The organism is Candidatus Competibacteraceae bacterium (genome assembly GCA_016699715.1).
In the GTDB taxonomy this organism is placed as follows: Bacteria; Pseudomonadota; Gammaproteobacteria; order Competibacterales; family Competibacteraceae; genus Competibacter.
The window spans coordinates 2,171,814-2,184,730 of record CP065007.1 but is presented as its reverse complement, the minus strand read 5'-3'; the positions used below and the strand labels follow the sequence as shown (position 1 = coordinate 2,184,730).

Genomic DNA, 12,917 nt, shown 5'->3' with positions numbered 1-12,917 from the left:
TCAGCCGACCTTGAAATATGCCTCGCGCGCCGGTAACTCCAGGCCGGTCAGCCGTAGCGGCAAGCTGCTGTCCGACGCCACGCTCTCAGCCACCTTCACTCGCGCCTCCAGAGCCAGTTCGGGAATCAGCACCACGCCGCGCGGCATCCGCTTTTCCACCAGCACCCCTTTGCCTTGCCAGCCGGGATGTTGCTGCAGATACACCACGGTCCAATGCTCGCGGGACAGCCGTTCGGCCCGCCGGATCCCCCGCGCCGCCACTTCCGCCGCCCCGACCCGTTCGATGATCGCCTGGGCCTCCAGGGGATCGCCGCCCCGCAGAAACGCCCGTAACTGCTGGTGCGCGACCAAATCCAGATAACGCCGCAGCGGGCTGGTGACCTGCGCGTACACGTCGAGCCCCAAACCACCGTGTGGGCCGGGCTGGCCACTGTACTGACGTGGGCGCAGGCTGCGGCGCAGGGCGTACATCGCCGCCAGCCCGGCCGGCTCCCGGTCCGCGTCGCCCACCGCCACATCCTGAGTGGTGAACGGAAACGGCAGCCCGCGCTCCAGCGCAAAGCGGGCCGCCGCTTCGCCGGCCATCAACATCGCCTCGGTCACCAGCATCCGGCTGCGCGAGCGAGGCAACGGCTTGATGGACACCCGCCCGTCGGTGACCTGCATCTTCACTTCCGGCAGGTCCATGAACACCGCCCGGTTGGCGCGGCGGCGGGTCCGATGGCGCTGGGCCAGTTCGTGCAGAGTACGAAACGGCTCCTCGTCCAGCCGCAACTCCACGTCTTCATAGCTCAGCCGCCGCACTCGCACCCGGCTGGGCGCGATCTCCACGTCGGTGACGACGCCATCGGCATCCAGCGTCAGGCCGAACGACAGCGCCGGCGTGATCTCGCTCAGCCCCAGACCAAGCCGCGGCACCGCCGCCGCCGGCAGCATCGGCACGGTGGTTTCCGGCAGATAAAGCGTCGCGCCCCGCGCCCGCGCTTCCCGATCGGCGGGACTGTCCGGCGGCACCAGGGCGGCGGCGTCGGCGATATGCACCCACAAACGATTGCCGTCCAGGCTGAGGGCGTCGTCGGGATCGAGGTTGCCTTCATCGTCGATGGCGTAAGCCGTCAGTCCGGTCAAATCCAGCCGCGGCTCGTCCGGCAGTTCGGGCAGATCCGCCGTCGCCGTCACCAGTGGCGCCCCGATCCGCCGGGGATAGGGGTTGATCGTACCGTCCCAATGGCCCAGCCGCAGCAACAGGCCATGCGCGCTTTCCGGGTTCTGGTTGCAATCGAGCGCCTGCAACACCCGGCTCTGCTCGCGCTGGCCCCAGGCCACTTCCTCGATTTCGTGCAGAAACGCGGCATCCTCGGCGACGCAGCGGCCGGCGCGGGCGCGGCTCAGAAACTCGTTCCAGGTTTCGCGTTCGGCCGCTTTCGCCTCGCGCGCCACCCGTTCTTGCGCTACCTCCGCCAGCGGCCGGACCACGATTGCCTCGGGCGTACCCTGGAAATACAAGCCCTCGTCCAGCAGCCGCCAAGTGGCCCAGGCGGCGGCGGGCGTGTAGGCACCGTAGATCAATTCCGCCAGATCGGGCAAGGTGGTTTGCTCGCCCTCCAGTAACTCGCAGGCTGCCTCCACCTCGCCAGGCGGAAGATCCAGTTCGCGCAACCCGCGCAACGGTCCGGGATGCAGTGGCAGCACATCCTTGGGGCGCACCCGTAGCGACCGGCCATCCTCCAGCTCAATCTCCAGCTTGTCGCCGAGACTGGCGACGCGGGCCGGACCGTTCTTGTAAAGCACTAAACTATGTTGCGGGATATTCATCGGGCCTCGGGGGATGCGGAGCGAATGGATCTTTCGGCGGTGGATGGGCGAATAAAGTACCAGAATTTATCGCCGGCGCCGGCCGGAATCCTGGGTGAGCGCCGGGTTGCGGCGCCATGAGCCTCCGCGCATTCCGCCATTGGTGGCACGGGCAATGGCTCGCATTGGCCGAATGCCATTTACTTCGGTTCGCGGTCAAGCGCATAGACCCTCATACCCGCACTGCGGTACTATTTTCCGTCGTACCGTGTGGGAATCACGGGGGCCTGAACCGATTCATATCCCGCGGCACCGCCGCGCGTTCTCCGAAGGCCGCCCGTCTCGGCCCAACGGGGCGCACTACCGGGTTCCGGCAGACGCGAAACCGTGACGCCAACCGGGCCGCCAACCATTTTATATCAACGATAAACCGATAATCGGGAGACTGCTTATGAGTACGGTAGATGCCGTCGATCTCGGCAGACGCCGCTTTCTGACCGCCACGGCAACCGTGGTCGGCGGCGTGGGCGTGGCGTTCGTCGCCGTTCCATTCTTGAAATCCTGGTCGCCCAGCGAGCGCGCCCGGGCCGCCGGCGCGCCGGTGGAAGCCGACATCAGCAAGCTGGAAGAAGGGGCCATGATGACCGTCGAATGGCGCGGCAAACCAGTCTGGCTGCTGAAACGCACCCAGAAGATGCTGGACGATTTGCCCACCCTCGACGATCAGTTACGCGATCCCAAATCCGAGGAAGCCAGCCAGCAACCCAAATACGCCCAGAACGAGCATCGCTCCATCAAATCCGAAACCCTGGTGCTGGTCGGCATTTGCACCCACCTCGGCTGCTCGCCCACGTTCCGTCCCGACGTGGCGCCCGCCGATCTGGGGCCGGACTGGAAAGGCGGCTTTTTCTGTCCCTGCCACGGTTCCCGCTTCGACCTGGCCGGCCGCGTCTACAAGAGCGTACCCGCGCCGCTCAACATGGAAGTACCTTCCTATCGATATCTGACCGATTCGCGGGTGTTGATTGGCGTTGATCCGGAGACTGCATAATGGCGAACACACAAGGCACGACCGGTCTACTCGGCTGGATCGACGAACGGTTTCCGCTGACCAAGTCGATCCGCGAGCACCTGACCGAATACTATGCGCCGAAGAACTTCAATTTCTGGTACTTCTTCGGCTCACTGGCGCTGCTGGTGCTGGTCAACCAGATCCTGACCGGTATCTGGCTGACCATGAGCTACAAACCGTCCGCCGCCGATGCCTTCGCCTCGGTCGAATACATCATGCGCGACGTGGACTGGGGCTGGCTGATCCGCTACATGCACTCCACCGGCGCCTCGGCCTTCTTCATCGTCGTCTACCTGCACATGTTCCGCGCCCTGATCTACGGCTCCTACAAGAAGCCGCGCGAGCTGATCTGGATCTTCGGCGTACTGATTTTCCTCGCCCTGATGGCCGAGGCGTTCATGGGCTACCTGCTGCCCTGGGGCCAGATGTCCTACTGGGGCGCGCAAGTGATCATCTCGCTGTTCAGCGCCATCCCCGGCATCGGCCAGGATCTGTCGCTGTGGATTCGCGGCGACTACGTGGTGTCCGACGCCACCCTGAACCGCTTCTTCTCGCTGCATGTCATCGCGGTGCCGCTGGTGCTGCTGGGGCTGGTGGTCGCCCACATCCTTGCCCTGCACGAAGTCGGCTCCAACAATCCCGACGGGGTCGAAATCAAGAAAGTGAAAGGCACGGACGGCATCCCGCTGGACGGCATCCCCTTCCATCCGTACTACACCGTCAAGGATCTGGTCGGCGTGGTGGTGTTCCTGATCTTCTTCTCGATGGTGATCTTCTTCATGCCCGAGATGGGCGGCTACTTCCTCGAACACCCCAACTTCGATCCGGCCGACCCGCTGAAGACGCCGCCGCACATCGCTCCGGTGTGGTACTTCACGCCGTTCTACGCCATGTTGCGCGCGGTACCGGACAAGCTGGGCGGCGTGATTACCATGATCGGCGCCATCGTTATCCTGTTCTTCCTGCCCTGGCTGGATCGTAGCCCGGTGAAATCCATCCGCTACCGCGGCTTCTCGTTCAAGCTGGTGCTGACCGCGTTCACGGTGTCGTTCCTGATTCTGGGTTATCTGGGCGCCCTGCCACCAAGTCCGGGCCGCACCACTCTGGCGCAAACCTGCACCGTGATCTACTTCGCCTTCTTCCTCGTGCTGCCGTTCCTGCCGGCACTCGAAAAGACCAAGCCCGTACCGGAAAGGGTGACCGAACAATGAAAAAAATCATTCTCGCACTGGCGGTTCTGGCGCTCCCGGCCCTGAGCGTGGCGTCCGGAGGCGAAGGTTATCATCTGCTGACGGCGCCGATCGACTCCCACAACAAAGCATCGCTGCAACGCGGCGCCAAGCTGTTCGTCAACTACTGCATGGGCTGCCACTCGCTGGAACACCAGCGCTATAACCGCATGGCCCGCGACATCGGCCTGACCGAAGAGCAGGTGAGGGAGAATCTGATCTTCACCGGCGCCAAGGTCGGCGATACGATGAAAAACGCGATGCGCAAGGGCGAAGCCAAGGACTGGTTCGGCGTGGTGCCGCCCGATCTGACCCTGATCGCCCGCTCGCGCGGCGTGGACTATCTGTACACTTATCTATTGACCTTTTATGAGGACCCCAGCCGGCCGTTCGGCGTCAACAATGCCGCCTTCCCGAACGCGGGCATGCCGCATGTGCTGTGGGAACTACAGGGGATGCAGAAACCGGTCTACGAGATGCACAAGAACGCCGAGGGCCACGAAGTCGAAACCCTCACCGGCTTCGAGCTGACCCAGCCCGGCAGCATGAGCCCGCCGCAGTTCAAGGAGTCGATGGCGGACCTAGTCAACTTCCTGTCCTACGTCGGCGAGCCCATCAAACTGGAACGCCAGCGGATCGGGGTCTGGGTGGTTCTGTTCCTGGCGTTGGCTTTCGTGGTGTTCTATCTGCTCAAGAAAGAATACTGGAAGGACGTGCACTGACGCCGCCGCCGGCGGAGGGCGCTGGTTGCTCTCCGCCGGGGCATCGCTGTTTTTTTATGCCTCCCCAAGCACCGTTGGGGAGGCTATCGTTTCCCATCTGCCGACCGATTTCGCCATGACTTCAACCCGGCCCTATCTGATCCGCGCCCTTTACGAGTGGATCGAAGACAACGGCTTGACGCCGCACATTCTGGTCAACGCGGAATTGCCCGGCGTGGAGGTTCCCAAGCAACATGTGCGCGATGGACAGATCGTGCTCAACGTCAACTCGATCGCCGTGCGCGACCTGCGCCTGGGCAATGAATGGATCGAATTCAACGCCCGCTTCGGCGGTGTCGCCCGCACGGTCCACATCCCCATCGTCGCCGTGCTGGCCATCTACGCCCGCGAGAACGGCCACGGCATGGCCTTCGGCGAGGACATGGGTGGCGACGAACCGCCGCCACCCGACAACGAACCGCAACAACCCGACAAACCGGCCGCTCGCACCGAGCGCAGACCGGTGCTGAAGATCGTAAAATAACCTTCATTTGATGTATTCGAACAGCGTCACGACCTGTCGCACGCCCCCTACCCGGCTGGCGACGTTGGCCGAGGCGTCGGCTTCGGCGGGTTTGACCAAGCCCATCAAATAAACCACGCCGCTCTCCGTGACCACCTTGACCCGGGTGGGATCGAAATCGGGAATCTGGATCTGGAACAGGGCAGACTTGACCTTGGTGGTCAGCAACGCATCGTTGCTCTGAACGGACAGGGAGTTGGGCGGACCGATCACCAATTCGTTGTAGACCAAGCGGACCGGCGGTTCTTTCAGATCGCGGGCAATTTGCTCGGCCTGCTGCCGTACCTGCGCCGACACCACCTCGCCGGTCAACAGCACCGCGCCGTTGTAGCTGGTGGTGGCGATCCGGCTGCCCGGCGGCAACATTCGGGTGAACAAATCGTAGAGCTTCAGTTCGATGGTCTGATCGTCAACCACGGAACCGGTGGTGCGGCGGTCGTGCACCACGCTGACACCCATCGCCGTGCCACCGACAAAAAGCGCCGCGCACCCCCCCAGCAACACCATCGCCAGCGCCGCGCTGGCCAAGCGTATCCACCACCTCATGATTCCTCCTTATCAAACAGTAGCCAGTCCACCAAATCGCACAAGCAATGAATGATGAGAATGTGGGTTTCCTGAATTCGCGCCGTCGCCGGCGCCACGGCCCGTATTTCGATATCCCCGCCACCGAGTTGCCCGGCCATGCGCCCGCCGTCGCGGCCGGTCAACGCCAAGGTCGCCATTCCCAATTCGCGGGCGGCGTCGATGGCCACCAGCACGTTCGGCGAATTGCCGCTGGTCGAGATCGCCAACAGCACGTCGCCCGGCCACCCCAGCGCCCGTACCTGTCGGGCAAAAATCTGTTCGAAAGCGTAGTCGTTGGCGATGGAGGTGAGCGCCGAGCTGTCGGTGGTCAACGCAATGGCAGCCAACCCCGGTCGTTCGATCTCGAAGCGGTTGACCAGTTCGGCGGCGAAATGCTGGGCGTCGGCGGCCGACCCGCCATTGCCGCAGACCAGGATTTTGTTGCCTCGCCTCAGCCGCTCGGCCAGCAGTTCGGCGGCTTGCACGACGCGCGGCCCCATTGCTTCCAGGGTACGCTGCTTGGCTTCAATGCTGGCGATGAAGTGCTGTTCGATGCGGGTGAGCGGTTCCATGAGATGATCCAGCGAAGGGTGGGGCGACCGGAACAAGATTAGCGCGTATCGTTTCGATTGTTGTCATTGATTCGAGAATCGCACGTCCAAACAACCAGGATGCGGGATTACTCGTCGAAGGTACGCGGACGCAAGGCATCCGGTTTCAGGAATGGCTTGGCTCCGGTATTGTCATGCCGACCGAGCAGCACTCCATCCCGTTCGGTGCCATACATCGTGTACTTGTGGAAGTTGAAATACTTCTCGCGAGTTTCCTTGACATCGCCGGTATAGCGCGGGTCCTGTGGGCGCTCCTGACTATTGACATACAAGGCAACCGCCCACGCAACCCGATCACTCAGAGAACCGGGTTTGCCGAGTGGCATATTGTTCTTGATAAACGACGCCACCGTATAGACCCGCGCCATGCCAGCCCCCCAGTTGTAGGAATCATCACCCCACAAGGGTGGGAAAACGACCTTTCCCTCCACGCTCTTACCCTGCCCCGTGGCACCGTGACAGATCGCGCATTGGGCCTGATAGACCTTTTCTCCCTGGTCGTAACGAATATCCTTGGGTATTTCACGACCGAGCGAGTCGTAACCCCGACCACCGATATGAGTTTCATAGACCGGCGCCTTGAGCGCCAACCATTGATGGTACGCGGTCAAGGCCAACAGGATATCGCTCCCATATTCCGGCGGCTTACCGTTCAGCGAGAAGGAAAAACAGCCCGCGATCCGCTCTTCGAGCGAATTGACATGGCCGTTCTTGCCTCGATAATCCGGCAAAGTCGTCGCGGCCGGCCAGATCGGCCCCGACCAGTTCAACCGTCCCTCGCCCAGATGGCAGTTCTTGCAGCTCAAGCGGTTGAACACATATTTACCGCGATATTGCTGGGTGTTCATGAAGATATCACGCCCCTTCAGAATCACCTTTTTCAATTGCGGCTTGATTTCCTGATCCTTCATTAAGTCATCGACGGTCGGCGCATGGTGGATGTATTGACCTTTTTCGAACGGTGGACGCACCACCGGCACATCGGCGGCTTGCAGCGCGCCGCCGCCCAGGATCAAACCCGCCAAAAGCACCGTGTTGAGCGGATGCATCTCATTTCCCTCCCTTGGGGTCCTGACGCGCCAGCCAAGCCGCGACGGCTTCGATTTGGGTCTCCGTCAAGCGCCCGGCAATGGCCAGCATCAGTTGGTTGGGATCGTTGTGTCGGGTTCCCGTTTTCCATGCCTTGATTTGCTGTTCGATATAACTTGGGTGCTGCCCGGCGAGCTTCGGAAAATCGGACCCAACGCCCACATTGCCGGGACCGTGACAGGTTTCGCAAGGCACGATGTCATGATCCCAATCGCCCCTGGTGGCCAGAATCTCACCAAGCGCCAGCGCCTCGGATGAAACGGCGGGTGGCGATGCGGGTGGGGTGTCCAGCGCGGAGTAATAGGCCGCCACATCGGCCATCTGACCGTCGTTGAGGTTATCCACGTTCGGCGACATCACCGCGCTCTGGCGCGCGCCAGAACGATAGTCCCGCATCTGCTTGACCAGATAGCCGGCATCCATCCCGGCAAGACGTGGAAAACCGGCCAAATCGTTACCGGCTCCATCCAGACCGTGGCACGCGATGCACGGAGCGCCGCCACCATCGCCGGCGGTCACGATCAGCTTGCCTTGTTCAGGATCGCCGGCGCCATACGCCACCCCAGTCAAGGCGAGTGCGGCGCCGAACAGCCAGCCGCGACAGGCTTGCATCATCATGGATTCCTCCTGTGATTCACCGCGACCGCTGCAAGGCACGGATGCCCTGTTCCAATCCCTCCAGCGTCAGCGGATACATGCGATCGCTCATCAGTTCTCGCACCATCTGGATCGAGGGGACGTAGCTCCAGCGGTTCCGTGGCTGCGGATTCAACCAGATGGCGTGCGGATAGGCCGCCAGCAACCGGCTCATCCAGACATCGCCGGCTTCCGGGTTGAAGTGCTCGACGCTGCCGCCGGGGTAAGTCACTTCATAAGGGCTCATGGTGGCGTCGCCGACCAGAATCAGCTTGTAGTCCCGCCCGAAGGTGTGCAGCACCGATACCGTTTCGGTTTTCTCGGTATAACGGCGGCGGTTGTCCTTCCACAACGACTCGTACACCATGTTGTGAAAGTAGAAATACTCCAGATGCTTGAACTCGCCGCGCGCCGCCGAAAACAGTTCCTCGCAAACCCGGATATGGTCGTCCATCGAGCCGCCCACATCCAGAGCCAGCAGCACCTTCACGGCGTTATGCCGCTCGGGTACCATCTTCAGATCGAGATAACCGGCGTTGCGAGCCGTGGACCGAATCGTATCGTCCAGATCCAGTTCCCGCGCGGCGCCTTCGCGGGCGAAGCGACGTAGCCGCCGCAACGCCACCTTGATGTTGCGGGTGCCCAACTCCACCGTGTCGTCCAGATTGCGGAACTCGCGGCGGTCCCAGACCTTGGCGGCCCGGCGATGGCGCGAGTCCTCCTGGCCGACGCGGATGCCTTCCGGGTTGTAGCCGTAAGCTCCATAGGGCGAAGTGCCGGCGGTGCCCACCCACTTGTTGCCGCCCTGATGCCGCCCTTCCTGCTCGGCCATGCGCTGGGCAAAGGTTTTCATCAGCTTTTCCCAGCCACCCAGCGATTCGATCCACTGTTTATCTTCTTCGCTCAGAGTCAGCTCGGCCAGCTTGCGTAGCCATTCCAGCGGCACCTCGGCGCCGATCATTGCGTCGAACAGCGTCGCCAGTCCCTTGAAGTGGCTGCCGAATACCTGATCGAAGCGGTCGTAATGGCGTTCATCCTTCACCAGCGTCGCCCGCGCCAGATAATAGAACTCGTCGATGTCGTGAGTGGTCACCCGCTGGCTCAGTGCTTCCAGCAGGGTCAGAAATTCGGTCAGCGTCACCGGCAGGCCGGCCTGGCGCAGCTTGAGGAAAAAATCGGTCATCATGAGCGGAAACCCTCGACTCCGGCCCCTTCCCACCGGAAAAGGGGCGCTGGCGATTCTCAGTCCTTTTTGCGTCGCGACATGAACAGCAACCGCTCGAACAGATGCACGTCCTGCTCGTTCTTCAGCAGCGCCCCGTACAGCGGCGGGATCAGCTTGTGCGGGTCGCCGCGCAGCGCTTCGGGAGGAATATCCTCGGCCACCAGCAGCTTGATCCAGTCCAGCAGTTCCGAGGTGGACGGCCGTTTCTTCAGACCCGGCACCTCGCGAATTTCGAAAAACGCCTCCAGCGCCTCCGCCAGCAGGCGCTTTTTCAGATCCGGGTAATGCACATGCACGATCCGCTCCATGGTCTCCTTGTCGGGGAAGCGGATGTAGTGGAAGAAACAGCGGCGCAGGAAAGCATCCGGTAGTTCCTTCTCGTTGTTGCTGGTGATGATGATGATCGGTCGATGCCGTGCCTTGACCACTTGCTGGGTCTCGTAGACATAAAACTCCATGCGGTCGAGTTCGAGCAGCAAATCGTTGGGAAACTCGATATCGGCCTTGTCGATCTCGTCGATCAGCAACACCGGCTGCGTCTCGGAGCTAAACGCTTCCCACAGCTTGCCCTTGACGATGTAGTTGCCGATCTCATGCACCCGCGCGTCGCCCAACTGCGAATCGCGCAACCGGGAGACGGCATCGTACTCGTACAAGCCCTGCTGGGCCTTGATGGTGGACTTGATGTGCCACTGGATAAACGGCCGGTTCAGAGCGTTGGCGACTTCCTCCGCCAGTTGGGTCTTGCCGGTGCCGGGCTCGCCCTTGACCAGCAACGGCCGCCCCAGGGTGACAGCGGCATTGACCGCCATCATCAGGTCGTCGGTGACGACGTAGCGGTCGGTACCGCGAAAACGGGCTTCGGACATGCGCGATCTCCTTTACAGACGAGCGGCGGCCAAGGCAACTCGCTCAAGGTTATAAAAAAATTCCTTATTATTCTTTATGCTTGGCGGGTTACGCCTGCTATTTTTAAATGGCAAGCAGTTGCAGGCCGATTAGTTTACAGGACTCTGTTCCGGCGCCGCGCCCAAACCCTCCGAACCCGCACCGATCCGGCGCGGCCGCCCTCACCACGGATACTGACCGCCGCCTCCGGCAAGAGTGCGGCAAGCGATTCCACCCTGCCCGAAGAGAGCCCACAATGAAAGCAAACAATATTCTGGAAACCATTGGCAACACCCCGCACGTCCGCATCAACCGGCTGTTCGCCGACCGCAAGGTCGAAATCTGGATGAAGCTGGAACGAGCCAATCCCGGCGGCAGCATCAAGGACCGCATCGGCCTGGCGATGATTGAGGACGCCGAACAGCGCGGCCTGATCACAGCCGATACCGTGATCGTCGAACCCACCTCCGGTAACACCGGCATCGCCCTGGCGCTGGTGGCCGCGACCAAGGGTTACCGCCTGATCCTGACCATGCCGGAATCCATGTCGCTGGAGCGGCGGCGTTACCTGGCGGCGCTGGGGGCGGAACTGGTGCTCACGCCCAAGGAAAAGGGGATGCCGGGCGCGATCGAGAAAGCCCAGGAAATCGTGGACAGCACGCCGGGCGCCTGGATGCCGCAGCAGTTCGAGAATCCCGCCAACGTCGAAATTCACCGTCACACCACCGCCCAGGAAATCCTCGCCGACTTTCCGGACGGATTGGATTACCTGATCACCGGGGTCGGCACCGGCGGCCACATCACCGGCTGCGCCGAGGTGCTGAAGGAACGCTTCCCGAATCTGAAGACCTTCGCGGTCGAACCCAGCGCCTCGCCGGTGCTGAGCGGCGGCCAGCGCGGCCCGCACCCGATTCAGGGCATCGGCGCCGGCTTCGTGCCGGCGGTGCTAAACATGAGTATCCTGGATGGCGTCATTCAGGTGGCCCACGACGACGCCTTCAAGCTCGCTGTGCGCTGCGCCAGGGAGGAAGGCATCTTCATCGGTATTTCCTCCGGCGCATCGCTGGCGGCGGTGGCACAGAAACTGCCGGAAATCCCCGACGGCAGCCGCGTACTGACCTTCTGCTACGACACCGGCGAGCGCTACCTGTCGGTGGCGGGGCTGTTCGACTGAACGGCGGGAGCGGGTTTTACGGAGTCACCGCCGCGCGGACAAACCCGCTCCATCGCTCACGACAATCCGTCGATCAACCATGCACCACCGACTCGCCCGCGATCTCGACGATCAAAGACCACCCGGCGGCACGACCTGGGAGCATTCGGCGCCACCCCGCGCGAGCGGGTCACCCTGATTCTGGAAGGCGACAACCTGTACCGCGGCGCCATGTGGCCACCCACCGGCGTTTTATCGCCCACCGGATGAAAGGGACCCTTGGCGAACAACGGCGGCCCTTGCGCGAGGTCTATAAGATTAAGCCGGACCTGAAGCGGTCGAAAGGCGTTACCCAATACCCCAACATGACGGATTGACCGGAAGGAACACAAGCATGAACGCGATCAAACACTGGATACTCGCTGGCGCGGTCGCCGGCGGGATGCTGCTGGTTCCGCTGCACAACGCGAACGCGGAAGGGCCGTATGGCGGTGGCTACCGGGGAAACCCAGGGGGCGGCTACCACGGCGGCCACCCCGGCTATCGGGGAGGTTATCGGGGAGGTTATCGGGGAGGTTATCGGGGAGGTTATCGGGGAGGTTATCGGGGAGGCTGTTGGAACTGCGGAGCGGCGGGTGCTGCCATTGTGGGCTTAGCCATCGGCGCGCTGGTTGGTTCCGCCATCGCCGATGCCACGGCTCCGCCGGTAGCGATCGGCCCCCCAGGACCCCCACCGACTGGCGGTTGCGCCGCGGTGGTCGTGGGTGGCGTCTCGTACTATAACTGCGATGACTACGGTGATAACGACGGCTACGGCTATAACCCCCGACCCAACTACTACTGGAACGGTTACGGGGTGCGCGACGACGGCTGGCAGGCAAAGTGACCGATTCCGGGTCGGGTCCACCATGGCGGCTCGCCCTTCGGTTCCCCGGCATACTGGCCGAACGCGGTCATGATAAAAGGCTTACCTGCTTTCGTGGGCAAGCCTTTTTGCTTTAGACCAAACCTCATTCGTCCCGCTGAATTCGGATACCAAACCGCCGCGGGGGGCGGCGCGGACACGACAAGGATGGCAAAAAGGCAAATCAGGCCGACGGCATCTCACGGATGTGCTGGTTCAAACGGCTCTTGTGGCGGGCGGCCTTATTGGCATGGATCAAGCCCTTGCGAGCCATGCGGTCGAGCACCGGCACGGCCGTCCGATATTCCGATTCGGCTTTTGCCTTGTCGCCAACCTGAATGGCTTTGATGACGCGCTTGACATAGGTGCGCAGCATGGAGCGCATGCTGGCATTATGCTGGCGGTGATTTTCCGCCTGACGGACGCGCTTCTTCGCTTGAGCGGTATTAGCCAACTTAAATACTC

At 62.2% G+C, this 12,917-nt stretch carries 14 protein-coding genes; 6 read left to right on the top strand and 8 right to left on the bottom strand.

The genetic code is table 11. From position 1 onward, the window contains the following. Complete coding sequence (locus tag IPM89_09785; protein QQS53203.1) at nucleotides 1–1,815, bottom strand: RNB domain-containing ribonuclease; 1,815 nt, start codon at nucleotides 1,813–1,815, stop codon at nucleotides 1–3. Nucleotides 1,816–2,245: 430 nt separating this feature from the next. On the opposite strand from IPM89_09785, the gene petA reads away from it, so the two are divergent. The 4 genes from petA to IPM89_09765 all read left to right on the top strand — a co-directional run bounded on the left by petA (nucleotide 2,246) and on the right by IPM89_09765 (nucleotide 5,340). After that, complete coding sequence (petA, locus tag IPM89_09780; GenBank protein QQS53202.1) at nucleotides 2,246–2,845, top strand: ubiquinol-cytochrome c reductase iron-sulfur subunit; 600 nt, start codon at nucleotides 2,246–2,248, stop codon at nucleotides 2,843–2,845. Then, the gene (locus IPM89_09775; protein QQS53201.1) at nucleotides 2,845–4,077 is read left to right on the top strand and encodes a cytochrome bc complex cytochrome b subunit; all 1,233 of its coding nucleotides are present in this window, start codon (nucleotides 2,845–2,847) and stop codon (nucleotides 4,075–4,077) included. Before petA ends, IPM89_09775 begins: the two co-directional genes overlap by 1 nt. Beyond that, nucleotides 4,074–4,817, top strand: a complete 744-nt coding sequence (locus IPM89_09770) for a cytochrome c1 (protein QQS53200.1) — start codon at nucleotides 4,074–4,076, stop codon at nucleotides 4,815–4,817. The genes IPM89_09775 and IPM89_09770 overlap by 4 nt, the downstream gene beginning before the upstream one ends. 115 nt (nucleotides 4,818–4,932) lie before the next feature. Continuing rightward, on the top strand, nucleotides 4,933–5,340 hold the full coding sequence (locus IPM89_09765; protein ID QQS53199.1) for a ClpXP protease specificity-enhancing factor: 408 nt from the start codon (nucleotides 4,933–4,935) through the stop codon (nucleotides 5,338–5,340). A gap of 3 nt (nucleotides 5,341–5,343) precedes the next feature. Here IPM89_09765 and IPM89_09760 read toward each other — a convergent pair whose 3' ends face one another. The 6 genes from IPM89_09760 to IPM89_09735 form a co-directional block, all read right to left on the bottom strand. Then, nucleotides 5,344–5,925: a BON domain-containing protein gene (locus IPM89_09760; GenBank protein QQS53198.1), complete on the bottom strand. Its 582-nt coding sequence runs from the start codon at nucleotides 5,923–5,925 to the stop codon at nucleotides 5,344–5,346. Continuing rightward, complete coding sequence (locus IPM89_09755; protein ID QQS53197.1) at nucleotides 5,922–6,518, bottom strand: phosphoheptose isomerase; 597 nt, start codon at nucleotides 6,516–6,518, stop codon at nucleotides 5,922–5,924. Before IPM89_09755 ends, IPM89_09760 begins: the two co-directional genes overlap by 4 nt. Before the next feature lie 107 nt (nucleotides 6,519–6,625). After that, entirely contained in the window at nucleotides 6,626–7,606 is a 981-nt protein-coding gene (locus tag IPM89_09750) for a c-type cytochrome (protein QQS53196.1), read from the bottom strand. Nucleotide 7,607: 1 nt separating this feature from the next. Beyond that, on the bottom strand, nucleotides 7,608–8,258 hold the full coding sequence (locus IPM89_09745; protein ID QQS55863.1) for a cytochrome c4: 651 nt from the start codon (nucleotides 8,256–8,258) through the stop codon (nucleotides 7,608–7,610). Between the two features lie 22 nt (nucleotides 8,259–8,280). Next, a complete protein-coding gene (locus IPM89_09740; GenBank protein ID QQS53195.1) occupies nucleotides 8,281–9,468 on the bottom strand; it encodes a VWA domain-containing protein in 1,188 nt (395 codons plus the stop codon). Nucleotides 9,469–9,524: 56 nt separating this feature from the next. Next, nucleotides 9,525–10,376, bottom strand: a complete 852-nt coding sequence (locus IPM89_09735; GenBank protein QQS53194.1) for a MoxR family ATPase — start codon at nucleotides 10,374–10,376, stop codon at nucleotides 9,525–9,527. Between the two features lie 275 nt (nucleotides 10,377–10,651). On the opposite strand from IPM89_09735, the gene cysK reads away from it, so the two are divergent. After that, nucleotides 10,652–11,569, top strand: a complete 918-nt coding sequence (gene cysK / locus IPM89_09730) for a cysteine synthase A (protein ID QQS53193.1) — start codon at nucleotides 10,652–10,654, stop codon at nucleotides 11,567–11,569. A 373-nt stretch (nucleotides 11,570–11,942) separates the two neighbouring features. Continuing rightward, nucleotides 11,943–12,434: a hypothetical protein gene (locus IPM89_09725; protein QQS53192.1), complete on the top strand. Its 492-nt coding sequence runs from the start codon at nucleotides 11,943–11,945 to the stop codon at nucleotides 12,432–12,434. Between the two features lie 202 nt (nucleotides 12,435–12,636). Here the strand turns inward: IPM89_09725 and rpsT are convergent, their stop codons facing one another. Continuing rightward, nucleotides 12,637–12,906 (bottom strand): 30S ribosomal protein S20, encoded by a 270-nt coding sequence (gene rpsT, locus IPM89_09720; protein ID QQS53191.1) that lies wholly within the window; start codon nucleotides 12,904–12,906, stop codon nucleotides 12,637–12,639. Nucleotides 12,907–12,917: the final 11 nt, after the last annotated feature.